The organism is Pseudomonas sp. NPDC087612 (assembly GCF_044743505.1).
Classification (GTDB): domain Bacteria; phylum Pseudomonadota; class Gammaproteobacteria; order Pseudomonadales; family Pseudomonadaceae; genus Aquipseudomonas.
This window is the reverse complement of sequence record NZ_JBIUWO010000008.1, coordinates 295,037-317,396: the sequence shown is the minus strand read 5'-3', so window position 1 is coordinate 317,396 and position 22,360 is coordinate 295,037. Positions and strand designations below refer to the sequence as shown.

The 22,360-nt window shown below is 62.5% G+C and carries 22 protein-coding genes and 5 tRNA genes; 7 read left to right on the top strand and 20 right to left on the bottom strand.

Annotated elements, in window-relative coordinates; genetic code table 11:
* Positions 1-171: 171 nt before the first annotated feature.
* From murB to ACIOVF_RS18785, 8 genes are all read right to left on the bottom strand, one after another.
* On the bottom strand, positions 172-1,191 hold the full coding sequence (gene murB, locus ACIOVF_RS18820) for a UDP-N-acetylmuramate dehydrogenase (RefSeq protein WP_045195180.1): 1,020 nt from the start codon (positions 1,189-1,191) through the stop codon (positions 172-174).
* Entirely contained in the window at positions 1,188-1,652 is a 465-nt protein-coding gene (locus ACIOVF_RS18815) for a low molecular weight protein-tyrosine-phosphatase (RefSeq protein WP_195884754.1), read from the bottom strand. The genes murB and ACIOVF_RS18815 overlap by 4 nt, the downstream gene beginning before the upstream one ends.
* A complete protein-coding gene (kdsB, locus tag ACIOVF_RS18810) occupies positions 1,652-2,416 on the bottom strand; it encodes a 3-deoxy-manno-octulosonate cytidylyltransferase (RefSeq protein ID WP_195884755.1) in 765 nt (254 codons plus the stop codon). The genes ACIOVF_RS18815 and kdsB overlap by 1 nt, the downstream gene beginning before the upstream one ends.
* Entirely contained in the window at positions 2,413-2,598 is a 186-nt protein-coding gene (locus ACIOVF_RS18805) for a Trm112 family protein (RefSeq protein WP_038994143.1), read from the bottom strand. The genes kdsB and ACIOVF_RS18805 overlap by 4 nt, the downstream gene beginning before the upstream one ends.
* A gap of 38 nt (positions 2,599-2,636) precedes the next feature.
* Entirely contained in the window at positions 2,637-3,647 is a 1,011-nt protein-coding gene (lpxK, locus tag ACIOVF_RS18800) for a tetraacyldisaccharide 4'-kinase (RefSeq protein ID WP_093380565.1), read from the bottom strand.
* The gene (locus ACIOVF_RS18795) at positions 3,647-4,078 is read right to left on the bottom strand and encodes a biopolymer transporter ExbD (protein WP_045195189.1); all 432 of its coding nucleotides are present in this window, start codon (positions 4,076-4,078) and stop codon (positions 3,647-3,649) included. The genes lpxK and ACIOVF_RS18795 overlap by 1 nt, the downstream gene beginning before the upstream one ends.
* Entirely contained in the window at positions 4,075-4,710 is a 636-nt protein-coding gene (locus tag ACIOVF_RS18790) for a MotA/TolQ/ExbB proton channel family protein (protein WP_176794233.1), read from the bottom strand. Before ACIOVF_RS18790 ends, ACIOVF_RS18795 begins: the two co-directional genes overlap by 4 nt.
* Positions 4,711-4,780: 70 nt before the next feature.
* A complete protein-coding gene (locus ACIOVF_RS18785; RefSeq protein WP_401291412.1) occupies positions 4,781-7,003 on the bottom strand; it encodes a DNA internalization-related competence protein ComEC/Rec2 in 2,223 nt (740 codons plus the stop codon).
* A 143-nt stretch (positions 7,004-7,146) separates the two neighbouring features.
* On the opposite strand from ACIOVF_RS18785, the gene ACIOVF_RS18780 reads away from it, so the two are divergent.
* Positions 7,147-7,689 (top strand): DUF2062 domain-containing protein, encoded by a 543-nt coding sequence (locus tag ACIOVF_RS18780; protein WP_045195193.1) that lies wholly within the window; start codon positions 7,147-7,149, stop codon positions 7,687-7,689.
* On the opposite strand, the gene ACIOVF_RS18775 is transcribed toward ACIOVF_RS18780, so the two are convergent.
* The 3 genes from ACIOVF_RS18775 to ACIOVF_RS18765 all read right to left on the bottom strand — a co-directional run bounded on the left by ACIOVF_RS18775 (position 7,657) and on the right by ACIOVF_RS18765 (position 10,143).
* Positions 7,657-8,436, bottom strand: a complete 780-nt coding sequence (locus tag ACIOVF_RS18775; protein WP_045195195.1) for an ABC transporter permease — start codon at positions 8,434-8,436, stop codon at positions 7,657-7,659. The two genes, ACIOVF_RS18780 and ACIOVF_RS18775, sit on opposite strands and share 33 nt — an antisense overlap.
* Positions 8,433-9,365 (bottom strand): ABC transporter ATP-binding protein, encoded by a 933-nt coding sequence (locus ACIOVF_RS18770; RefSeq protein WP_401291408.1) that lies wholly within the window; start codon positions 9,363-9,365, stop codon positions 8,433-8,435. The genes ACIOVF_RS18775 and ACIOVF_RS18770 overlap by 4 nt, the downstream gene beginning before the upstream one ends.
* Before the next feature lie 154 nt (positions 9,366-9,519).
* Positions 9,520-10,143: a glutathione S-transferase gene (locus ACIOVF_RS18765; RefSeq protein ID WP_401291405.1), complete on the bottom strand. Its 624-nt coding sequence runs from the start codon at positions 10,141-10,143 to the stop codon at positions 9,520-9,522.
* Positions 10,144-10,326: 183 nt separating this feature from the next.
* Between ACIOVF_RS18765 and ACIOVF_RS18760 the strand changes: the two genes are divergently transcribed.
* On the top strand, positions 10,327-12,774 hold the full coding sequence (locus tag ACIOVF_RS18760; protein WP_401291402.1) for an acyl-CoA dehydrogenase: 2,448 nt from the start codon (positions 10,327-10,329) through the stop codon (positions 12,772-12,774).
* A gap of 68 nt (positions 12,775-12,842) precedes the next feature.
* Complete coding sequence (locus ACIOVF_RS18755; protein ID WP_045195203.1) at positions 12,843-13,250, top strand: PA2817 family protein; 408 nt, start codon at positions 12,843-12,845, stop codon at positions 13,248-13,250.
* A 103-nt stretch (positions 13,251-13,353) separates the two neighbouring features.
* On the opposite strand, the gene ACIOVF_RS18750 is transcribed toward ACIOVF_RS18755, so the two are convergent.
* The 5 genes from ACIOVF_RS18750 to ACIOVF_RS18730 form a co-directional block, all read right to left on the bottom strand.
* Positions 13,354-13,429 (bottom strand) — tRNA-Gly (locus ACIOVF_RS18750).
* Positions 13,430-13,520: 91 nt separating this feature from the next.
* Positions 13,521-13,596: transfer RNA gene (locus tag ACIOVF_RS18745), tRNA-Gly, on the bottom strand.
* A gap of 5 nt (positions 13,597-13,601) precedes the next feature.
* Positions 13,602-13,677: transfer RNA gene (locus ACIOVF_RS18740), tRNA-Glu, on the bottom strand.
* 103 nt (positions 13,678-13,780) lie between these two features.
* Positions 13,781-13,856: transfer RNA gene (locus ACIOVF_RS18735), tRNA-Gly, on the bottom strand.
* A gap of 2 nt (positions 13,857-13,858) precedes the next feature.
* Positions 13,859-13,934, bottom strand: a tRNA-Glu gene (locus tag ACIOVF_RS18730).
* A 335-nt stretch (positions 13,935-14,269) separates the two neighbouring features.
* Between ACIOVF_RS18730 and ACIOVF_RS18725 the strand changes: the two genes are divergently transcribed.
* Positions 14,270-15,037, top strand: a complete 768-nt coding sequence (locus tag ACIOVF_RS18725; protein ID WP_045195204.1) for a hypothetical protein — start codon at positions 14,270-14,272, stop codon at positions 15,035-15,037.
* Between the two features lie 103 nt (positions 15,038-15,140).
* On the opposite strand, the gene ACIOVF_RS18720 is transcribed toward ACIOVF_RS18725, so the two are convergent.
* Together ACIOVF_RS18720 and ACIOVF_RS18715 are read right to left on the bottom strand one after the other, a co-directional pair.
* Entirely contained in the window at positions 15,141-15,623 is a 483-nt protein-coding gene (locus ACIOVF_RS18720) for a GAF domain-containing protein (protein WP_401291398.1), read from the bottom strand.
* Positions 15,620-16,510 carry an ATP-binding protein gene (locus ACIOVF_RS18715; RefSeq protein WP_045195206.1) on the bottom strand — a complete coding sequence of 297 codons (891 nt, stop codon included), beginning with the start codon at positions 16,508-16,510 and terminating at the stop codon, positions 15,620-15,622. The genes ACIOVF_RS18720 and ACIOVF_RS18715 overlap by 4 nt, the downstream gene beginning before the upstream one ends.
* Positions 16,511-16,592: 82 nt before the next feature.
* Here ACIOVF_RS18715 and ACIOVF_RS18710 point away from each other — a divergent pair, with 82 nt between their 5' ends.
* The gene (locus ACIOVF_RS18710; protein ID WP_093380552.1) at positions 16,593-18,953 is read left to right on the top strand and encodes a response regulator; all 2,361 of its coding nucleotides are present in this window, start codon (positions 16,593-16,595) and stop codon (positions 18,951-18,953) included.
* Here ACIOVF_RS18710 and ACIOVF_RS18705 read toward each other — a convergent pair.
* Both ACIOVF_RS18705 and msrB read right to left on the bottom strand, forming a co-directional pair.
* Entirely contained in the window at positions 18,946-19,431 is a 486-nt protein-coding gene (locus ACIOVF_RS18705; protein WP_123567231.1) for a glutathione peroxidase, read from the bottom strand. The two genes, ACIOVF_RS18710 and ACIOVF_RS18705, sit on opposite strands and share 8 nt — an antisense overlap.
* Before the next feature lie 15 nt (positions 19,432-19,446).
* The gene (gene msrB / locus ACIOVF_RS18700) at positions 19,447-19,839 is read right to left on the bottom strand and encodes a peptide-methionine (R)-S-oxide reductase MsrB (protein ID WP_045195211.1); all 393 of its coding nucleotides are present in this window, start codon (positions 19,837-19,839) and stop codon (positions 19,447-19,449) included.
* Positions 19,840-20,006: 167 nt separating this feature from the next.
* Here msrB and ACIOVF_RS18695 point away from each other — a divergent pair, with 167 nt between their 5' ends.
* Together ACIOVF_RS18695 and htpX are read left to right on the top strand one after the other, a co-directional pair.
* On the top strand, positions 20,007-21,218 hold the full coding sequence (locus tag ACIOVF_RS18695; protein WP_123567230.1) for a pyridoxal phosphate-dependent aminotransferase: 1,212 nt from the start codon (positions 20,007-20,009) through the stop codon (positions 21,216-21,218).
* A 225-nt stretch (positions 21,219-21,443) separates the two neighbouring features.
* Positions 21,444-22,331, top strand: coding sequence for a protease HtpX (gene htpX / locus ACIOVF_RS18690; RefSeq protein ID WP_045195215.1), 888 nt, complete (start codon positions 21,444-21,446; stop codon positions 22,329-22,331).
* Positions 22,332-22,360: the final 29 nt, after the last annotated feature.

The window sequence follows — 22,360 nt, the reverse complement described above, 5'->3', positions numbered from 1 at the left end:
GGGCCGTATGCAGGAGCAAGCGGTTTTGCCTACTTCTTCCCAAGAGAAAAGTAGGCCGCCGTAAAGGCGGAAGGGGCCAGCAGCAGCCCCACACTAAATGGATAAACTCGCAGCCTCAACATCCCAACCCGGGATTCCGTGAAGAGCCTTTTTTATTGCCGTTGGGAGCGGTTAATAAAGGTTTGGCTCCATCTCCAGCTCAACCCCGAAACGCTCGAGGATATCGGCCTGGATCTTCTGCGCCAGCTGATGCAACTGCACACCGGTGGCCTGGCCATAGTTGACCAGCACCAGCGACTGCAATCGGTGCACCCCGGCATCGCCTTCGCGATGGCCCTTCCAGCCCGCCTGTTCGATCAGCCAGCCGGCAGCCAGCTTGAACTGGCCATCAGCCTGTGGATAAGCCACCAGCCCCGGATACTGCAAACGAATCTTGTCGGCCAGCACAGCTGCCACCACCGGGTTCTTGAAGAAACTTCCGGCATTGCCCAGCTCGACCGGGTCAGGCAGTTTTTCCCGGCGGATGCTGCAAATCGCATCACTGACATTTTGCGCAGTCGGCTGGCTGATGCCTTGCTCGTTCAGGCGCTGGCGCACCGGACCGTAATCCAGGTGGGCATGCATGAGCCGGCTCAAGGCAAAGCGCACCCGCAGGATCAACCAGCGCCCAGGATTGCGCTTGAACAGGCTGTCGCGGTAGGCGAAGGCGCACTCTTGCAGGCTGAAGTCGCGCAGCTTGCCCGTCTGGCGATCCAGTGCGGTGAGCCCGGCGAACACGTCCTTGATCTCGACGCCATAGGCGCCAATGTTCTGCATCGGCGCGGCGCCGACCGTGCCCGGAATCAGGCTGAGGTTCTCAAGCCCGGCCAGGCCTTGGGCCAGACTCCATTGCACAAACGGGTGCCAGGGTTCGCCAGCTTCGGCCTCGACCACCACCCGCTCACCATCGTCAGACAAGATGCGCAGGCCACGGCTGGCCATGCGCAGCACCAGCGCCTGGATATCGGCAGTCAGCAACAAGTTGCTACCGCCTCCCACCACCAGCACCGGTACTCCCTGATCAGCCGCCTGGGCCAAGGCCTGACGAGCCTCTTCGTCGTTGTGGGCTTCAGTGAAAAACTGGGCCTTAACGTCGATACCGAAGGTGTTAAATGGCTTGAGCGAAACTTGTTGCTGCCACTGCCCGCTCATAGACGACCCTTGAGTTCGGTGACCAAACGGCTGCAGGCGATTTCGATCAGGTCGAGGACCTGTTCGAAATCCTCCTCGGCGCCGTAGTAAGGATCCGGCACCTCATCCAGCGCGCCGTCATAGCGGCGCAGGAACAGGTCCAGCTCGGCTTTGGCCGTGGCCGGGCGCATGGCCTGCAGATGGCCAAGATTGCTCTTGTCCATGGCCAGGATCAGGTCGTAGTCATTGAAGTGCGCGGCCTTGATTTGCTGCGCACGCTGCTGCGATAAGTCATAGCCACGAATGCGCGCGGTGCGGCAGGTGCGCGCATCAGGCTGCTTGCCGACATGCCAGTCGCCAGTGCCAGCCGACGCCACTTCGACCAGTTCGGCCAGGCCTTCGGCGCGCAATTGCTGACGCAGCACGCCTTCGGCGGTAGGCGAGCGGCAGATATTGCCCAGGCACACGAACAGAACCCGCATCAGGCCTCCAGCAAGCGCCGTACGCGCTCCAGGTCTTCAGGGGTATCGACGCCCACGGGCGGCGCATCGATGGCATCGGCGACGTGAATACGCACGCCATGCCAGAGCGCCCGCAGTTGCTCCAGCGATTCGGCCTTCTCCAGCCAGCACGGGCCCCAGGCGACGAAGTCCTGCAAGAAGCCGGCGCGATAGGCGTACATGCCGATGTGGCGACGGTACGGCACGCCTTGCGGCATCTGCTCACGGTTCTGGGCAAAGGCATCCCGCGCCCAGGGCAACGGTGCGCGGCTGAACGTCAGGGCCAGGCCATTGCAATCGCTGACCACCTTGACCGCATTGGGATTGAACAGCGCTTCGACGTCACTGATCGGCTCGGCCAGGGTGGCGATGCCGGCCTCGGGATGGGCCGCCAGGTTGGCCGCCACCTGATCGATGATCACCGGCGGAATCAGCGGCTCGTCACCCTGCACGTTGACCACGATGGCATCGGCAGCCAGGCCCAGCTTGGCGGCGACTTCAGCCAGGCGGTCGGTACCGGAGTCATGGTCTTCGCGGGTCATCAGCACTTCAGCGCCAAAGGCCTCGCAGGCCTTGAAGATACCCGCGTCGTCGGTGGCGATTACCACACGGTTGGCGCTGCTTTTGCGAGCCTGTTCCCAGACGTGCTGGATCATCGGCTTGCCGGCAATCGGCAGCAACGGCTTGCCGGGCAAGCGCGTGGAACGCAGCCGCGCCGGAATCACAACGGTAAAGGCCAGGCTCATTTGTCCAGACGCTCGTCATCGGTCAGGGTACGGGCTTCGCTTTCGAGCATCACCGGGATACCGTCGCGGATCGGATAGGCCAGACCCGCGCCCTTGCTGATCAGCTCGGTCTTGTCGGCGCTGAGCTTGAGCGGGCCCTTGCAGATCGGGCAGGCAAGGATATCGAGCAGTTTGGTGTCCATGGAAATTCCTCAGGCCAGTGGCCGGAAAAAGAAACGAATCAGGAGGGCCGCGACCCGGGCAGCAAGCGTGCAAGCTGTGTGTCGAACCAGGCCTTGAAGGCCGGCGAAGGCACAGCATCGACCGCAAGGTACCACCAGTCGTCGGCAGCGAAGGCGCGGCATTTGACCGCGTCCTTCTCGGTCATGACCAGGGGCAGCGCAGGGCTGAAGCTCAGGGCCTGGGCGCTGTATTGGGCATGATCGGCAAAAGGGTGTGGCACAGGTCGCCAGTTTAGCCCCTGCAAGGTATTGAAGAAACGTTGCGGGTTGCCAATGCCGGCCACCGCGTGCACGGCCTGACCTGGCTCAAAGAAGTCGAGGCCACGGCGCTCGCCACTGCGCAGGTTGACCAGTGCAGTAGGTTGCAGGGCAAAGGCAAAACCGTCTTCGCGGTCGGTCGTGGCGCCGTTGTAAAGCACCGCGTCGACGTCCTGCAGGCGTTCCACCGGCTCGCGCAGGGGGCCGGCCGGCAGGCAGCGGCGGTTACCCAGGCCACGGGCGGCATCGATCAACACCAGCTCCAGGTCGCGGGCCAGGCGGTAATGTTGCATGCCGTCGTCACACAGGATCAGGTCCAACGGCTCGCTGGCCAGCAATGCCTGAACCGCACGCGAACGGTCCGGGTCGATCATCAGCGGCACGCCGCTGCGCTGGACGATCAGCAAAGGTTCATCACCCGCCTCAGCCGCGCTTTGCTCGGCACGCACGCGCCACGGCAACTGTGGCGGCCTGGCGCCATAGCCACGGCTGACCACGCCGACACGCAGGCCCTGCTGGCGGCAATGCTCGATCAACCAGAGGATCATCGGTGTCTTGCCGGTGCCGCCGACGGTGATGTTGCCCACCACGATGACCGGCACCGGCGCGCGGTAGCTGGGGCTCTCGCCACTGAGAAAGCGCGCGCGCTTGCCCAGCACCACGCGACGATAGAGGGCTTCGAGCGGACGCAGCAGCGCCAGGGCCGGATGCCCGGCGTACCAGGCATCGAGCAGACGATCGGCAAAGGCCATCAGGGCGTCCCCTGAGCCGCCTCGACCGTGGTCATGCGCAACTGGCTGAAACCGAGCTTGCCGGCCGCATCCATGGCAGTCACCACCGCCTGGTGCGGGGTCTTGCCGTCGGCGCTGATCGACAACGGCAGTTTGGTGTCCCCTGCGGATTCCTGCTGCAGGGCTTCAATGAGGGTCGCCAGGTCGCTCTTGGGCAACAGGTGGTTGTTCACCGAATAGACGCCGTCGGCGCTGATGGTGATGTCCAGTTGCTTGAGCTCCGAATCCGGTGCCGGCGCGCCGCTGACCGACTCCGGCAGCTCGACACGCAACTGGGTTTCGCGAGTGAAGGTGGTGGTGACCACGAAAAACAGCAGCAGGATGAACACCACGTCGATCAGCGAGGCCAGGTTGATGTCCACGGTCTCCCGTGGCTTGCGCCGGAATTTCACGCCTTGCCCTCGGCCAGGTCGACATCACGGTCGCCCTGCACCACTTCGACCAGCTTGATCGCTTCCTGCTCCATACCGACCACCAGCTCGTCGATACGACGCTGCAGGAAACGGTGGAAGAACACCGACGGAATACCGACCATCAGGCCGGCCGCGGTGGTGATCAGTGCCTTGGAGATACCGCCGGCGAGCACTGCGGCATTGGTGGTCATGCCGGTACCCATGAAGGCGCTGAAGATGTCGATCATGCCCAGCACGGTGCCGAGCAAGCCCAGCAGCGGCGCCATGGCGGCGATGGTGCCCAGGGCGTTGATGTAGCGCTCCAGCTCGTGAATGACACGCGCTGCGGCCTCTTCGATGCATTCCTTCATGATTTCGCGGCCATGGCGCGAGTTGGCCAGGCCTGCGGCAAGGATCTCGCCCAGCGGCGAATCGGCGCGCAGGGCCTTGAGCTTGTCACTGGTGAGCTGTTTGTCCTTGATCCACATCCACACCTGGCCCAGCAGGTGCGGTGGCGTGACCCGGCTGGCGCGCAAGGTCCAGAGACGCTCGGCGACGATCGCCATGGCAGCGATGGAACTCAGAATGATCGGCAGCATCATCCAGCCACCGGACTTGACCAATTCCCACACAGTAAGCATCCCCTCGAAAAAGTCCGCCACTTTACCATAGGACCCCAGGGGGCTCATCTGCCGAAGGTCGTCATCTCGGTTCACGCCAGAAACGCCGCTGGGCACGCAACCCCTCAGGCTCGCCGAACACACCCAGGCGCAGGCGCAAGGCACCGTGGTCGACATTGTCATAGGCCTGAATACCGTGCGTCCGATAGCGCGCCATGACCTCCGGATGCGGATGCCCGAAGGCGTTGTAGCGCCCGCGCGAAATCAGCACGCCGCGCGGGGTAGTAGCCTTTAACAAGGCCTCGCTGGAGGAGCTGCGACTGCCGTGATGGGGCGATTGCAACCAGTCGACTGTGGTCGCCTGCCAGTCCCGCGCCCAAGCCCGTTCGCCGCGGGCATCGAGATCGCCGGTGAGCAGCAGTTTTTCGCCATTTGCCTCGACCAGCAGCACACAGGAATCCTGGTTGCTGTCGCCAGCATCCTGCCACTGCCACAGTGAAAAACTCACCCCGTCCCACTGCCAGCGTTCGCCGCTGCTGCACGGCTGCGCTTGCAGCACTTCAGGCAAGGCCGCAGCCTCACCAGCCTGCACCCGCAGCACCGGCAAACCGCGCTGCACGGCGCGGGCGCCCCCGGCGTGATCGGCGTCGGCGTGGCTGAGCAACATCAGGTCGAGCTTGCTTACCCCCAGCTTGCGCAAGCTGGGAAGCACTACCCGCTCGCCCAGATCGAAATCGCCCATGGCCGGGCCGGCGTCATACAACATGGCGTGGTGCCGGGTGCGCAGCACAAAGGCCAGCCCCTGGCCGACATCCAGCTGCCAGACCTCTACCTGCCCCTGCGGCACGCGCTCTCGGGGCGCAAACACCGCCAACAGCAACAATGGCCAGCCCAGCACCCGCATCGGTATGCCGCGCGGCAACAACAGCAGCAATGCCCCCAGGCACACCAGCAACCAGGCCCAGAACGGCAATGGTTCTGGGATCCAGGCCGGTTGCCAAACCGCCACATGCGCCAGCAAGCGAAACAAGCCGTCGAGCAGGCCACCGGCAAGCCACAGCAAGCCTTCCCCCAGAAGCGGCACCGGCAGCAACACGGTGCCGAGCAACGCCATTGGCAACACCGCAAGGCTGATCCACGGCACTGCCAGCAGATTGATCAGCGGCGCCGTCAGGCTCACCGGCAAACCTTGCGCCAGCAGCACCGGCAGCAAGCCGATGGCGATCAACCACTGGGCGCGACTCCAGGCCAGCCAGGGGTTCCAGGCGCCAAGGCGGCCGCTGAAGGTGAAGATCAGAATGGCCACGGCCATGAACGACAGCCAGAAGCCCGGCTGCAAGCTGGCCAATGGTTCCCACAGCAGCACTGCATCGAGCGCCAGCAACAACGGCAGCCCGACACCCAGGTGACGAAAGCGCAGGCGCCAGAGCAGCACCATGGCCATCATCATGCAGGCGCGCTGCACCGGCACCTGAAACCCGGCCAGCAAGCCATAGGCCAGTGCTGCGGCAAAGGCCAGCGCACAGGCCCAAGGCAGCCAGGGTAGCCGTTGCGGCCACCAGCCCAGGCGCGCCAGCCCGGCAATCAAGGCGTATACCAGCCCGGCCAACAGGCCAATATGCTGGCCGGAAATCACCAGCAAGTGCACCGTGCCGGTGGCCTGCAGCGCTTGCCAGTCCTGACGCGCCAAAGCGCCGCCATCGCCGAGTATCAAGGCCACCAGCGCCGCCTCCCGGCCCTGGGCATCAACGCTGAGCAAGCGCTGGCGCAGATCATCCCGCCAGGCCGCCGTTGCCGGCAGCGGCCGCTCGCCGGCCTTGACGCTACCGGTGGCGCCGATACGCCGGGCCAACAAACTGGCCTCCTGGTCCGGGCCGTGAGGATTGAGCAAGCCTGCGGGGCGCTTGAGGCTGACTGCCAAACGCCAGTACTCACCGCTATTGACCGCCGGGCCGCCAAACCAGCTGAGCTGCATGCGCCTTGGCAATTGCCCCCGGCGCGACTCGGCATCGCTCAACTCGAACCTCACCGAGCGCGCGCCCTGCTCCGGCAAGCCAGTAACCCGGCCTTCTATCCACAGGGTACGGCCATCGAACTGCGCCGCCAGACGCTCATCCAACGCCCACTGCGCTGAGACGCACGCCCAGCTCAAGCCCAGCAGAAACAGCCCGGCGGGCCACAGCCGCGTAGGCAGGCAGCAAAGCCCGGCAACTGTCAGCAGGACAAGTGTCCAGACGGGCGGCAAAGCCGGCAGGAACCCGAGGCTGAGCAGCCCGAGTGCAAGCGCCAACATCCCTGTGCGCATAAGCGTGAAGCTCCAGAAGTAAACCACCCCCTGAGGCTTAGATCAGTGACGGCAACCGCTCGCTAAATAATTGTCACAAAGTCTGAATAAGGCACTTTTAGAATCCGTGCATACTGGCACCCTTCAGATTGCCGAGACCCCACATGCCGCGTCGTCTCTTCAAACGCTACATGCCCGATCCGACCAGCATCAGGGAACACAAATCCTTACGCTTTCTCGGCCGGCTGTTGCACGACCCCAACCTCTGGCACCTCAACCGGCATTCGGTTGCGCGCGCCATGGCTGTCGGCCTGTTCGCCGCTTTCATTCCGATTCCGATGCAAATGCTGCTGGCCGCAAGCCTGGCGATCATGGTCCGCGGCAACATGCCGATCGCGGTCAGCCTGGTGTGGCTGACCAACCCGATCACCATGCCGCCGGTGTTCTTCTGCACCTACCAGATGGGCGCCTGGCTGATGCAGATCCCACCACGCACCCTGCCTGAAGAACTGACCTTCGAGTGGATCACCGACCAGCTGTCGACCCTGTGGCAGCCGTTCCTGCTCGGCTCAGTGGTGTGTGGCGTGCTGCTCGGCGCCCTCGCCTACTGCCTGACCATGCTCTACTGGCGCTGGTGGGTCGGCAGGCAGTGGCGCCGGCGCAAGGTCAAACAATCAGGTGCGCATTCCTCGCCCACTGACCAGTAACCGCGCGCAGCCGATATACAGCACTGCCGTGGCGACCAGCATGAAGCTGATGGCGACGCCGATGCGGATGTCCGACACGCCGAGAATGCCGTAGCGGAACGAGTTGACCATGTGCAATACCGGGTTGGCCATCGACACGGTCTGCCAGAACGGCGGCAACAGGGTAATCGAGTAGAACACCCCGCCCAGGTAGGTCAGCGGCGTCAACACGAAGGTCGGGATGATCGAGATGTCATCGAAGTTGCGGGCGAACACGGCGTTGATGAAGCCCAGCAGCGAGAAGATTGTCGCCGTCAGCAGCACCACGACAATGGTCACGCCCAGGTGATGAACCTGCAGGTCGGTGAAGAACAGCGACAGCAAGGTGACGATCACCCCTACCGCCAAGCCGCGCAACACGCCGCCCAGGGTGTAGCCGACGAGGATGGTATGCGGCGACACCGGCGACACCATCAGTTCCTCGATCGAACGCTGGAACTTGCTGCCGAAGAAGCTCGAGACCACGTTGCCGTAGGAGTTGGTGATCACCGACATCATGATCAGCCCCGGGACGATGTACTCCATGTAGGTGAAGCCGCCCATGTCGCCGATCTGCCGGCCGATCAGGTTACCGAAAATCACGAAGTACAAAACCATGGTGATCGCCGGGGGCAGCAGGGTCTGCGGCCAGATCCGGGTAAAACGGCGTACTTCGCGGTAGACGATGGTATTGAGGGCGACCAGGTTGGCGCTCAGTTCCGAACTCATACCGCCACCTTTGCCAGGTTTTTCTCAACCAGGGACACGAACAGCTCCTCGAGACGATTGGTCTTGTTGCGCAGGCTCTGCACCTCGATGTTCTGCAGCGCCAGCTGGCCGAACAGCGCAGTAATGCCCACTTCCTTGTCAACTTGCACTTCCAGGGTGTGCGGGGTGATCAAGCGACACGGATAGCCGACCAGGTTTGGCGCCTGGGGCAGGTCCTGCTTGAGGTCGAGCAGGAAGGTCTCGACATGCAGCTTGCTCAGCAAGGCGCGCATGCTGGTGTTCTCGACGATGGTGCCGTGGTCGATGATGCCGATGTGACGGCACAACTGCTCAGCCTCTTCCAGGTAATGGGTGGTGAGGATGATGGTGATGCCTTTCTGGTTGAGCTCGGTCAAAAAGCTCCACATCGACCGGCGCAGCTCGATATCCACACCCGCGGTCGGCTCGTCGAGGATCAGCAGGCGCGGCTCGTGGATCAGCGCGCGGGCGATCATCAGGCGGCGTTTCATGCCGCCCGACAGCGAGCGCGACGGCACATCGCGCTTGTCCCACAGGCCCAACTGGGTCAGGTACTGCTCGGCCCGCTCCTTGGCGACCTTGGCCGGGATACCGTAGTAACCGGCCTGGGTGACGACAATGTCGAAGGTCTTTTCAAACTGGTTGAAGTTGAACTCCTGCGGCACCACGCCGATGCAGCGCTTGAGCGCGGCGGGCTGGCGATCGAGGTCGTGACCAAAGATGTTGACGCTGCCGCTGGTCTTGTTGACCAGGGTCGAGAGGATGCCGATGGTGGTGGATTTGCCGGCGCCGTTGGGGCCGAGCAAGGCGAAGAAGTCACCTTCGGCGACATCCAGGTCAATGCCCTTTAGGGCCTGTAAACCGTTGCCGTAGGTTTTGGTTAGCTGCCTTATGGACAGAGCAGAACTCATAGCGGGTCGCGTACCAGTGTGGAAGGTTCTAGACGCGGCCGGGCGAGGCCAGCCGCAGTGAATAGGAGCATGGTGCTTGTGCAGACCAGACAAGTACAGTCATGTGTATCGATATTAACTATCAGCTTGACCGCACTTTCCCGGTAACAGTCGATCAGGTCAGCGCCGTCATCACCGCCGCCTGATAGGCCGGACGCTCTTGCAGGCGCTCATACCAGGCGCGCAGGTGGCGCATCTCGGGGCGCTCGATGGGCATCTCGAACCAGGCGTAGGCAAAGCAGCCCAGGGGGATATCGCCCATGCCCAGCTTGTCGCCAGACAAATACGGCTGGCGCGCCAGGGCCTGGTCGGCAATCGACAGCAACTGCGCGCAGGTCTTGTGTGCGGCATTGATTGCCACCCAGTCCTGCTGATCGGCAGGCGTGCGCAGGATGCCCCAGAACAACGGCCGGAACGGCGTGGCCAGGGAGGAAGTAACCCAGTCCATCCACTTGTCGGCCTCGGCACGCTTGCGTGCATCCTGCTCATACCAGCCCGACTCGCAGCCGTACTGCGCCGACAGGTAGCGCACAATGGCATTGGACTCCCACAGCACCAGGCCGTCGTCCTCGATCATCGGCACCAGGCCGTTGGGGTTCAGCGCCCGGTACTGCGGCTCGTTGACCAGGCCGAAGGCGCCACCGGCATCGATCGACTCATACTCCAGACCAAGCTCTGCGGCGCACCACAGTGCTTTCCTGACATTCGACGAATTCTTCCTGCCCCAGATCTTGAGCATGTCGTTTCCCTGATGATTTGGCTGGTCGCCCAGTCTACTCCAGGCGCTCGCGCTGGCAATCGTTTGGCGTGCAGGCGAACTCCTGAGGTCATGTCCTGTCACTGTTCAGACAAGCCGTTTAGCCGATGCGGTCTAAGCTTCGATGGATGGCGAAATGCCCCGATGTTTCACGGAGGAATTCCTATGTTGCTGTTGTGGTTAGTGGTCCTGGTGATCGGCGTGGCTTACCTGGCCCACCGTCGCATCGCCGCCTTGCCGGCGTTGGGCATCGTTGCCCTGTACCTGCTGGCGATGGGCATTTTCAGCCACGCCCCAGGCTGGCTGCTGACGACTTTCTGGCTGCTACTGGCCGCCGTCGCCGCGCCCCTGCTGCTCCCCGACCTGCGCCGCAAAGTGCTCACCGCGCCCCTGTTCGGCTGGTTCCAGCGCACCTTGCCGCCAATGTCGCAGACCGAACGCGAAGCCATCGACGCCGGCACCGTGTGGTGGGACGGCGAGCTGTTCAGCGGCCGACCGGACTGGAACACCCTGCTCGGCTACTCCAAGGCCGAACTCACTGAAGAAGAACAAGCCTTTATCGACGGCCCCACCGAAGAACTCTGCGCCATGGTCAGCGACTGGCAAATTGGCCAGGACCTGGATTTGCCCCCCGCGGCCTGGGAGCACATCAAGAGCCACGGCTTCTTCGCCCTGATCATTCCCAAGGAGTACGGCGGCAAGGGCTTTTCGGCCTACGCCCACTCGCAGGTGGCAATGAAGCTGGCGACCCGCAGCGGCGACCTTGCTTCCACCGTGATGGTGCCCAACTCCCTCGGCCCGGCCGAACTGCTGCTGCACTACGGCACCGACGAGCAGCGCAATCACTACCTGCCGCGCCTGGCCCGCGGCGACGAAATCCCCTGCTTCGCCCTCACCGGTCCGCTGGCCGGCTCCGATGCTGGCGCCATGCCCGACACCGGGATCATCTGCAAAGGCCAGTGGCAAGGCGAGGAAGTCATCGGCCTGCGCCTGAATTGGGAAAAGCGCTACATCACCCTCGGACCGGTCGCGACCCTGCTTGGCCTTGCCTTCAAGGCCTACGACCCCGAACACCTGCTGGGTGATAAAGAAGAACTGGGCATTAGTCTCGCGCTGATTCCCACCGACACCCCCGGCGTCGAAATCGGCAAGCGTCACCTGCCCCTGGGCGCGGCGTTCATGAACGGCCCCAACAGCGGCAAAGATGTGTTCGTGCCGCTGGCCTTTCTCATCGGCGGCCAGGACATGCTCGGCAAGGGCTGGATGATGCTGATGAACTGCCTGTCGGTGGGCCGCTCGATTTCCTTGCCAGCCGTGGGCACTGGTGCAGCCAAGTACACCAGCCTGGTGACCGGCCAGTACGCGCAGATTCGTGAGCAGTTCAACGTGCCGCTGGCGGCCTTCGAAGGTATCCAGGAATCTCTCGCGCGCATTGGCGGCAACGCCTTCCTGATGGACAGTGCGCGACTGCTCACCGCCAAGGCCGTGGACCTGGGCGAAAAACCCTCGGTGCTGTCGGCGATTCTCAAGTACCACCTCACCGAGCGCGGGCGCGAATGCATCCAGCACGCCATGGACGTGCACGGCGGCAAGGGCATCATCATGGGCCCGAACAACTACCTGGGACGCAACTGGCAAGGCGCGCCGATCTTCATCACCGTCGAGGGCGCCAACATCCTCTCGCGCAACCTGATGATCTTCGGCCAGGGGGCGATTCGCTGCCATCCGTTCGTACTCAAGGAAATGGCCCTGGCCGGTCGCGAAGACCACGACCAGGCGCTCAAGGAGTTCGATCACCTGCTGATGCAGCATATTGGTTTTGCCGTCGGTAACGCCGCCAGTACCTTGGTGCTCGGCCTGGGCCTGGGCCATTTCGAGAAAGTCCCGGGCGACGCGTTAAGCCAAGGTTACTTCCGCGCCCTCAATCGCCAGGCGGCGGCGTTCGCCTTGCTCGCCGACCTGTGCATGATGCTCCTGGGCGGCGAACTCAAGCGTCGCGAGCGTTTGTCGGCGCGCCTGGGCGATGTGCTCAGTCATTTGTACCTCAGCTCGGCGGCGCTCAAGCGTTACCACGACCTGAATTCGCCCGAGTACCTGCAACCGCTGCTGCGTTGGGCCCTGGAGGAGAGCCTTGGCCAAGCCGAAAAAGCCCTGGACCGCTTGCTCGACAACTTCCCCAACCGCTTGCTCGGTCGCGCCCTGCGCCTGGTGGTGTTCCCCTTCGGCCGCCGGCATACCGGGCCCAGCGACGAACTGGACGCGGAGATTGCCGAACTGATCGGCCGCGCCAAGGGTGACCCGGCGCTGGAGGAGCTGCTTGCCGGTTGTTATCGGCCGCAAACGGACGGCGATCCGGTTGCCGCCCTGCAACAGGCCTGCGATTTACTCAGCGCCGGCGCGCCGCTGCGTAAAAAACTGCACCAGGCCGTCAAGAGTGGCCAGGTTGACCCTGCGCCAGGCGAGTCGATTATCGACGCGGCGCTGCACGCTGGCGTGCTGCAAGCCAGTGAAGCGCAAAGCCTGCATGCCGCTGAGTCGGCACGCCGGCGGGTGATCGATGTCGATGCCTTCGACAAGGAGCAACTGCTACCGGCCGACGGCAAGATTCGCTAAGGGCCGGGACATCGGGCGCCGAGAGCCGTATACTCCCGCGCCCGTTTTTGCTCAAGAGGACTGCCTGCATGGCTACCGATCGCCTGGAATACCATCTCGCCCTGCTCACCCACCTGCGCACCATCCTGGTTGCCCTGGGCGAAGCCGAGCAGGTGCCGGAAGAAAGCCACGCGTTGTTTCTGGAGCGCTTCGACGATCTGATGCTGCAACTGCCCGTCGACCCGGAAAGCACCTATCTTGGCCAGGACCTGATGTGCCAGGTCATCCAGCGTTATCCACAGGTCGCGCACCTGGTACCGCGCGACCTGCTGTGGTTCTTTGGCGGCGACTGCCTGCACTTCATGCCGGAGAACGAACTGGACATGTACCAGGAACTGGAAGAGCGCCGCTTCGAGGCCGAGCAGAATGATGAACCCTTCGACTGGAACCAGGAAAAACAGCTGCTGAGCATGTCGGACGACGACAGCAAGCATTAAGCGATGAAGCTGCGCAGGGCTGACAACAGCCCTGCCGCACGCAGACAGCGGATAAAATCGAGACGAAAAAAAACGCCGTTCAAACGAACGGCGTTTCTTTATTTGGAGCGGGAAACGAGACTCGAACTCGCGACCCCGACCTTGGCAAGGTCGTGCTCTACCAACTGAGCTATTCCCGCAAATTTGTAGCGACCGGCCGGACCGGCAAGAACAAGCACTGACGCCCTTGTTCCATCACTACAGCGTTATCAAACGCTGGAGCACCATATTTGGAGCGGGAAACGAGACTCGAACTCGCGACCCCGACCTTGGCAAGGTCGTGCTCTACCAACTGAGCTATTCCCGCAAAAATGGCGTCCCCTAGGGGACTCGAACCCCTGTTACCGCCGTGAAAGGGCGGTGTCCTAGGCCACTAGACGAAGGGGACGACGCCCGAAACATGCAATGCATGCTTCAGTTACCAACTCAAACCATAAAGATCTGACGCTGGGTTTTTACAAGCCCTGCCGTTAAGCAAAGCCTTTGTAAACTGGAGCGGGAAACGAGACTCGAACTCGCGACCCCGACCTTGGCAAGGTCGTGCTCTACCAACTGAGCTATTCCCGCATTGGCGTCCCCTAGGGGACTCGAACCCCTGTTACCGCCGTGAAAGGGCGGTGTCCTAGGCCACTAGACGAAGGGGACACGCTACAACATTCACTCCCTGCCGCGTTCCGCTGTGTGCTTTACGCTGCAAGTGGCGCGCATTCTAGGGATGCTTTGATAAGCCGTCAACCCCTCTGTATAAATTTATTTAAATCAATGACTTCCCGGCGCTTTGCAGCCTTGCGCCAGGGCAACGCGCGCCTGAGGCTTGACGATTATTTTCTGACGCCCTACCCGCCTTCGGCCCAGCAGCCACGGTGATCTACCAGCAAAAGGCCATCAATCGCCCCCGGGCAACCGCCAAACAGCTCTATCCGGCTAAAAGCTTAGCCACTACACTCAAACAGTAAATCATCCTGTATGAGGCGTTAACGGTGACACCACTTCTGATCACCCTGCTTATAGTAGCGGGGATCGCGTTATTGATCGTGATCGGCTACCTGAACAACGTGGTCGAGAACAACAAGCTCGAGCGTGCCCGGCTGAAGATCGAGCTGGCCGAACGTTTGCGCCGTTGTGGCGAAATCACCGAAACCTTTCCTGGCCAGTTGATGACCCCGGCCCTCAAGTTGCTGTTGACCCGCCTGGAACTCAACCTCAACCAGCGCCAGTTGGCCCTGGACAAGCACAGCCGCGATATTCGCGCACGGATCGCCGAACTCGAAGGGCTGATTGCCAAAGGTGAAGCACTGCCGGTGAACAACCCGCCGATGCCGATCCAGACCGAAGCCCGGGCCAAGGATGTGCGTTTTTTGCTGGAAGGCATGCACAACCAGATCACCCGCGCCGCCCAGGAAGGCTTCCTGCCGACCAACGAGGCCAAGTACTGGGTCAAGGAAATTCGCCACATCCTGGTGCTGCTGCACATCGAGTTCTTCAACAACCTCGGCCAGCAGGCGCTGCAACAGAACCAGCCGGGGCACGCGCGCCTGGCCTTCGAGCGTGGCGTGCAATACCTGCGCAAGCAGCCTGACCCGGTGATTTACCGCGAACAACTGGAATACATGGAGAAGCTGCTGGCCCGCGCCAATGCCCAGGTGTTGAGCCAGCTGGAACCGGCCGAGGACGAAACCAACGCCCTGACCGAAGGCCTGAAGACCGACACCACCGAAGACTGGAAGAAAAAGGTCATCTACGACTGAGTTCTAATTGACCCAATCGCCGGCAAGGCCGGCTCCCACAAGGTTCGCTACATACAAGACCTGTGAGAGCTGGCCTTGCCAGCGATCGAGTGCAAAGCGCTCGTCAGCAATCGGTCAGTCGCAGGAAAATCCCTGCCAAACGCTCCAGCCCCGCCTGATCCCCTTCACTGAAACGTGCAAGCTTAGGGCTGTCGAGGTCCAGCACGCCAATCAACCGGCCATCCTTTACCAGCGGAATCACCAGCTCGCTGTTCGATGCACTGTCGCAGGCAATGTGCCCGGGAAACGCGTGCACATCTTCCACCCGCTGGGTTTCCCGGCTGGCCGCAGCCGCGCCGCACACACCACGCCCGAACGGGATGCGCACGCAGGCCACCTGCCCCTGGAATGGCCCCAGCAGCAGTTGCTCGTTGCGATTGAGGTAGAAGCCGGCCCAGTTCAGGTCTTCGACCTGACTGTAGAGAAACGCCGAAAACTGCGCGGCGTTGGCGATGAAGTCACGCTCATCGGCCAGCAGGGCTTCCAGTTGTGCCGCCAGCAGACCGTAGCCTTCGAGGCCGGCGCCGGTAGCGTTGAGGTCGATCATGATTTTTGCTCCAACAGTTTCAGTCCCACCCAGTAACGGGCGAACTGGTAGGCACAACGGCCGTTACGGTTGCCGCGACCGGTTGCCCAGCGCACGGCGAGAATGTCCAGCTCCTCGTCGCGGCGCCAGGCCAGGCCAGCGCTCTGCGCCAGCTGGGTAATCCAGTGCTCGACCACATTGAGGAAATGCTCCTGGGTGAAGGGGTAGAACGACAGCCACAGGCCGAAGCGGTCAGACAGGGCAATTTTGTCCTCCACCGCTTCGTTGGGATGCAGCTCGCCGTCGACCATCTTCCAGTTTTCGTTGTCGCTCTGTTTTTCCGGCACCAGGTGGCGGCGGTTCGAGGTGGCATACAGCAGCACGTTATCCGGCGCCTGTTCGAGCGAGCCGTCGAGTACGCTCTTGAGCACCCGGTAGTCGCCCTCCCCGGCTTCGAACGAGAGGTCATCGCAAAACAACACGAAGCGTTGCGGCAGTTTCTGCAGTTGCTCGACCACCCGCGGCAGGTCGGCCAGGTGATCGCGCTCGATTTCGATCAGGCGCAGGCCGGCTTCGGCATGCTCGGCCAGCAGTGCGCGCACCAGCGACGACTTGCCGGTACCGCGCGAGCCCCACAGCAATGCGTGGTTGGCCGGCATGCCATCGAGAAACTGGCGGGTGTTGCGCCCCAGTTGCTCGCGCTGCTGGTCGACGCCGATCAGGTCGGACAGGCGCATGTCGAGGCTGACCTGCAGCGGCAGCAGGTAGCCGCTGCGACCATCGCGCTGCCAGCGCGCAGCCAGGCATTGCGACCAGTCGATGCTCGGGCGTGGCGCCGGCAACAGGGGCTCAAGGCGCGCAAGTACGGTTTCGGCGCGCTCCAGAAAAGCATTCAAACGTGAGTCCACAAGAATTCCTCAAGACAGATGCAAGGACAAAAGCACAGCTGAATGTGTGACAGGGCGTGCCAGCAGCCGGGACTGATCGGCTATGCTTGCGCAGCGCACGGAACGTGAAACTGGCTCGGGACTCATGGATATCAAGTTCACCAATCGCCTGTCCTACAAGCAAGCCCGGCTGACGGTCCTGGTCGGCTTCATCCTGGGTACATTGCTCAGTCTCATCCAGATCGGTATCGATTATGCCAGTGAAGACGCCTCCATCAACCGCGAGATGCAGGCGCTGCTGCAAATCAGCCATAACCCGGCTTCGCGCATCGCCTATAACATCGATGCCGAACTGGCCCAGGAACTGACCCGCGGGCTGCTGCAATCGCCGGCGATCACCCGCGCCTGGCTGATCGACAACAACGACACCGTCCTCGCCGATGTTCAGCGCCCACGCCAGGAAAGCAGCTACCGGCTGATCAGCGATTTCCTCTTCGGCGAATCGCGCCAGTTTCGCGACCAGCTGTTTCTCAGCCATATGCCCGACGAATACCTCGGCACCCTGTACCTGGACGTCGATACCTTTGCCTTTGGCAGCCGCTTTCTCAAGCGCGCCGAAGTCACCCTGCTCAATGGCTTTGTGCGCAGCCTGGTCCTGACCGGGATTCTTCTCGGCCTGTTCTACATCATGCTGACCCAGCCGCTAGTGCGGGTGATCAGCGCCCTGAGCAACAGTGATTCGCGCAACCCGGCGCAGTCCAAACTGTCGTTTCCACCCGGCCACGAGCAGGACGAAATCGGCGTGCTGGTCAAGGTCGCCAACCAGCAGTTCGTCAGCATGGCCACCGAGATCCAGCAGCGGCGCAACGCCGAAAACCGCCTGACCGACTACCTCAACGAGCTGGAGAACATCGTCTCGGCGCGCACCAACGAGCTCAAGGCCAGCAACACTCGCCTCAGCCAGTCCAACGAAGAACTCGAAGACGCCCGGCGCCGCGCCCTGGACATGGCCCAGGCACGCGCGGCCTTTCTGGCCAACATGAGCCACGAGATTCGCACCCCGCTCAATGGCCTGCTGGGGATGATCGCGCTGTCACTGGACAGCCCGCTCAATGCCGAGCAGCGCCAGCAGCTGTCGATTGCCCACGACTCGGGCAAGGTTCTGGTCGAGCTGCTCAACGATATTCTCGACCTGTCCAAGTTCGATGCCGGGCAACTGGAGCTTGAACGCATTCCCTTCGACCTCGGCGCGCTGGTCGAAGACACCGCCAACCTGCTGTCGCAGAACGCCGCGCCCAGTGTCGAGCTGACCTGCCTGATCGACCCGCAGTTTCCCTCGATGGTGCTCGGCGACCCGACACGGGTACGGCAGATTGTCAGCAACCTGCTGTCCAACGCCTTGAAGTTCACTCGCTTTGGCCGTGTCGATGTGCGCCTTTGCAGCTACGCCGGCGGCGTTCGCCTGGATGTCTGCGACACCGGCATCGGCATCCCCAGCGAAGCCCAGGTAAGGATCTTTCAGCCCTTCACCCAGGCCGGCGCCGGTATCACCCGCCAATACGGCGGTACCGGCCTGGGCCTGGCGCTGACCAATAACCTCTGCGAAGCCATGCAAGGGCGCCTGAGCATCAGTTCCGAAGCCGGCTTCGGCAGCCAGTTCAGCGCCGAGCTGCCATTGCCCAGCCATACCGCGGCGGTGCCCGCGCAACCTTTGCATGGCAGCGTTGCGGCCATCAGCAATGCCAGCAGCGGCCTGGCCGAACTGCTGCAGACACTGCTGCCCGGCTGGGGCCTGGACTACCAGCGCTACGACACGCCAGAGCAACTCAAGGACGCGACCCCGGACCTGCTGATCACCGACGACCTGGATTGCCTGTTCAGTTTGCGTCCGCAGATCAGTGCGCCAATCCTGCTGGTTACCGCCTATGGCAATTTCCTGCCCGGCGAACAGGCCGCGCACCTGGCGCCCTTGCAGCAGCAGGCCCGACCGCTGGCCCGCAACGCCCTGTATCAGACACTGCGGCGCACCCTGCACGGCGCCGACCACATCAACCAGTCACCGCTTGGCGGCGCCTCGCACAGCGAACGCCGTGCACGCATCCTGCTGGTCGAGGACAACCCGGTGAACCAGTTGGTGGCCAAGGGTATGCTGGCCAAGCTCGGCTGTGAGGTCAGCGTCGCCGCCCATGGCGCCGACGCCCTCGAACAGCTGGAGCAGTCACCCTTCGACCTGGTGCTGATGGACTGCAACATGCCGGTGATGGACGGCTATGAGGCCAGCCGGCGGATCCGCCAGAGCGGGCGCTGGCCGGACCTGCCGATCGTCGCCCTGACCGCCAACGCCATGCCCGAAGAGCGCGAACGCTGCCGGGCTGCGGGGATGAGCGACTACCTGGCCAAGCCGTTTCGCCGCGAGGAATTGCTGGCGCTGATCGATCACTGGGTGCCGTTGACGGCTACCTGAGCAGTTTCTCGATCGAACCGGCCAAGGCGTCTGGCTTGGTGCTTGGAGCATAGCGGGTGACCTTGCCGGTGGCCGGGTCGAGCAGGAACTTGGTGAAGTTCCACTTGATGCCTTCGGAGCCGAACAGCCCTGGGGCGCGCTTTTTCAGCTCGACGAACAGCGGATGGGCTCCGGCGCCGTTGACTTCGATTTTGCGAAACAACGGGAAGCTGACCCCAAACTTGAGCTCGCAGAACTGCGCAATCTCGCTCGCATCGCCCGGCTCCTGCTTGCCGAACTGGTTGCAGGGAAAGCCCAGCACCACCAACCCCTGCTCGCGGTAACGTTGCCAGAGCTGCTCCAGGCCCTTGTATTGCGGGGTAAATCCGCACTGGCTGGCGGTGTTGACCACCAGTACTGCCTTGGCCGGGTAATCGGCCAGGGCTTTTTGCTCACCGGTCAGGGTAATGCAGGGAATCTTCAGCATTGCGTCGGCCATGACCTTGCTCCTTTGTCAGCGTGGCACCAGGTCCAGGCAGACCGAGTTGATGCAGTAGCGTAGCCCGGTCGGCGGCGGACCGTCGGGAAATACGTGGCCCAGGTGGGCGTCGCACTTGGCGCAGGTGACTTCGGTACGAATCATGCCGTGGGAGGTATCGCGAATTTCGATCATCGCGCTGTCGGCAATCGGCTCATAGAAGCTAGGCCAGCCGCACCCGGAATCAAATTTGCTGCTCGAATCGAACAGCGGCTCGTTGCAGCAGATGCAATGGTAGACGCCGTCGGTCTTGGTGCCGTTGTATTTGCCGCTGAACGGCCGCTCGGTGCCCTTCAGGCGGCACACGTTGTACTGCTCGGGGTCGAGCATGGCGCGCCATTCTTCAAGGGTTTTCGCGAGTTTTTCCATCATCAGGCCTCATCTGTCCAAAAACCCCGCGCCATGGCTTTTCCACAGGGCGGGCGGCACGTATATTATTGCGCCTCATCAGACATCAGTCTGGCACCCGCGTCATACGCATTTCAAACGTTTTCACAGCGCAATGCGCGGCGATCTTTTCTAATCGGGATCACATCATGCAGGTCAGCAAATCGAACAAGCTCGCCAATGTCTGCTATGACATTCGCGGCCCGGTGCTCAAGCACGCCAAACGCCTGGAAGAGGAAGGCCATCGCATCCTCAAGCTGAACATCGGCAACCCGGCGCCCTTTGGTTTCGAGGCGCCGGACGAGATCCTCCAGGATGTGATCCGCAACCTGCCGACCGCCCAGGGTTACAGCGACTCCAAGGGCCTGTTCAGCGCGCGCAAGGCGGTGATGCAGTACTACCAGCAAAAACAGGTAGAAGGTGTCGGTATCGAAGACATCTACCTGGGCAACGGCGTCTCCGAGCTGATCGTGATGTCGATGCAGGCGCTGCTCAACAATGGCGACGAAGTGCTGATCCCGGCCCCGGACTACCCGCTGTGGACCGCCGCGGTGAGCCTGGCCGGCGGCAACCCGGTGCACTACCTGTGCGACGAGCAGGCCGACTGGTTCCCGGACCTGGACGACATCAAGGCCAAGATCACCTCCAACACCAAGGCCCTGGTGATCATCAACCCGAACAACCCGACCGGCGCGGTGTACTCGCGCGAACTGCTGCTGGGCATGCTCGAGCTGGCCCGCCAGCACAACCTGGTGGTGTTCTCCGACGAGATCTACGACAAGATCCTCTATGACGAAGCCGTGCACATCAGCACCGCCTCGCTGGCCCCGGACCTGCTCTGCCTGACCTTCAACGGCCTGTCCAAGTCCTACCGGGTGGCGGGCTTCCGCTCCGGCTGGCTGGCCATCTCCGGGCCCAAGCATCACGCCATGAGCTACATCGAAGGCATCGACATGCTGGCCAACATGCGCCTGTGTGCCAACGTGCCGAGCCAGCACGCGATCCAGACCGCCCTGGGCGGCTACCAGAGCATCAACGACCTGGTACTGCCACAAGGCCGCCTGCTTGAGCAGCGCAACCGCACCTGGGAGCTGCTCAACAGCATCCCCGGGGTCAGCTGCGTCAAGCCGATGGGCGCGCTGTATGCGTTCCCGCGCATCGACCCGAAAGTCTGCCCGATCCACAACGACGAGAAGTTCGTCCTCGACCTGCTGCTGTCGGAAAAGCTGCTGATCGTCCAGGGCACTGCCTTCAACTGGCCGTGGCCGGATCACTTCCGCGTCGTGACCCTGCCACGGGTCGACGACCTCGAGCAGGCCATTGGCCGCATCGGAAACTTCCTGAAGACATATCAGCAGTAACCTACTGCGCATATGGAAACGTCTGCGCCGCCCTCGGCGCAGACCTTTCAGACCCAGCATTCAGCCCTTACATCACCCGCCGCTCTGGCGTGCGGGTTGCTGGAATTCGTCTGTAATAAAGGCAAGTACACAGTTTGAAATAGTCGCCCGGTTGAATCACTGCAGCGCGCACCTTATATACCCCGCATACGTGACACTTTTATCCGTCAGGAGAACGTAACAACCATGATGCGCATCTTACTGTTTGTGGCCACCAACCTCGCGGTTGTGCTGATTGCCAGCATTACCCTGAGCCTGTTTGGCTTCAACGGGTTCATGGCGGCCAACGGGGTTGACCTCAAACTCGACCAGCTGCTGATTTTCTGCGCGGTGTTCGGTTTTGCCGGCTCGCTGATCTCGCTGTTCATCTCCAAGTGGATGGCGAAGATGAGCACCGGCACCCAGATCATCAGCCAACCGCGCACCCGCCACGAACAATGGCTGCTGCAGACCGTCGAGGAACTGTCCCGCGAAGCCGGCATCAAGATGCCCGAAGTGGGTATCTTTCCGGCCTACGAGGCCAACGCCTTCGCCACCGGCTGGAACCGCAACGACGCCCTGGTAGCGGTCAGCCAGGGCCTGCTCGAGCGCTTCTCGCCCGATGAAGTGCGCGCCGTACTGGCTCACGAGATCGGCCACGTGGCCAACGGCGACATGGTCACCCTTGCCCTGGTGCAAGGCGTGGTCAACACCTTCGTGATGTTCTTTGCCCGCATCATCGGCAACTTCGTCGACAAGGTGATCTTCAAGAACGAAGAAGGCCAGGGTATCGCCTACTACATCGCGACCATCGTCGCCGAACTGGTACTGGGCATCCTGGCCAGCATCATCGTCATGTGGTTCTCGCGCAAACGCGAGTTCCGCGCCGACGAAGCCGGCGCCCGCCTGGCCGGCACCAACGCGATGATCGGCGCCCTGCAGCGCCTGCGCTCGGAACAAGGTGTGCCGGTGCACATGCCCGACACCCTCAACGCCTTCGGCATCAACGGCGGCCTCAAGCAGGGCCTGGCCGGCCTGCTAATGAGCCACCCGCCGCTGGAAGAGCGCATCGAAGCCCTGCGCCGTCGCGGCTGATCGGTAGCAGCAATAAAAAAGGGCGACTT

Bases quoted from the DNA above. Each gene is read 5' to 3' on its own strand.
- murB (WP_045195180.1), bottom strand. From the start codon at position 1,191: ATGAGCGGGCAGTGGCAGCAACAAGTTTCGCTCAAGCCATTTAACACC.
- ACIOVF_RS18815 (WP_195884754.1), bottom strand. From the start codon at position 1,652: ATGCGGGTTCTGTTCGTGTGCCTGGGCAATATCTGCCGCTCGCCTACC.
- kdsB (WP_195884755.1), bottom strand. From the start codon at position 2,416: ATGAGCCTGGCCTTTACCGTTGTGATTCCGGCGCGGCTGCGTTCCACG.
- ACIOVF_RS18805 (WP_038994143.1), bottom strand. From the start codon at position 2,598: ATGGACACCAAACTGCTCGATATCCTTGCCTGCCCGATCTGCAAGGGC.
- lpxK (WP_093380565.1), bottom strand. From the start codon at position 3,647: ATGGCCTTTGCCGATCGTCTGCTCGATGCCTGGTACGCCGGGCATCCG.
- ACIOVF_RS18785 (WP_401291412.1), bottom strand. From the start codon at position 7,003: ATGCGCACAGGGATGTTGGCGCTTGCACTCGGGCTGCTCAGCCTCGGG.
- ACIOVF_RS18780 (WP_045195193.1), top strand. From the start codon at position 7,147: ATGCCGCGTCGTCTCTTCAAACGCTACATGCCCGATCCGACCAGCATC.
- ACIOVF_RS18775 (WP_045195195.1), bottom strand. From the start codon at position 8,436: ATGAGTTCGGAACTGAGCGCCAACCTGGTCGCCCTCAATACCATCGTC.
- ACIOVF_RS18770 (WP_401291408.1), bottom strand. From the start codon at position 9,365: ATGAGTTCTGCTCTGTCCATAAGGCAGCTAACCAAAACCTACGGCAAC.
- ACIOVF_RS18765 (WP_401291405.1), bottom strand. From the start codon at position 10,143: ATGCTCAAGATCTGGGGCAGGAAGAATTCGTCGAATGTCAGGAAAGCA.
- ACIOVF_RS18760 (WP_401291402.1), top strand. From the start codon at position 10,327: ATGTTGCTGTTGTGGTTAGTGGTCCTGGTGATCGGCGTGGCTTACCTG.
- ACIOVF_RS18755 (WP_045195203.1), top strand. From the start codon at position 12,843: ATGGCTACCGATCGCCTGGAATACCATCTCGCCCTGCTCACCCACCTG.
- ACIOVF_RS18720 (WP_401291398.1), bottom strand. From the start codon at position 15,623: ATGATCGACCTCAACGCTACCGGCGCCGGCCTCGAAGGCTACGGTCTG.
- ACIOVF_RS18710 (WP_093380552.1), top strand. From the start codon at position 16,593: ATGCTTGCGCAGCGCACGGAACGTGAAACTGGCTCGGGACTCATGGAT.
- ACIOVF_RS18705 (WP_123567231.1), bottom strand. From the start codon at position 19,431: ATGGCCGACGCAATGCTGAAGATTCCCTGCATTACCCTGACCGGTGAG.
- msrB (WP_045195211.1), bottom strand. From the start codon at position 19,839: ATGGAAAAACTCGCGAAAACCCTTGAAGAATGGCGCGCCATGCTCGAC.
- ACIOVF_RS18695 (WP_123567230.1), top strand. From the start codon at position 20,007: ATGCAGGTCAGCAAATCGAACAAGCTCGCCAATGTCTGCTATGACATT.
- htpX (WP_045195215.1), top strand. From the start codon at position 21,444: ATGATGCGCATCTTACTGTTTGTGGCCACCAACCTCGCGGTTGTGCTG.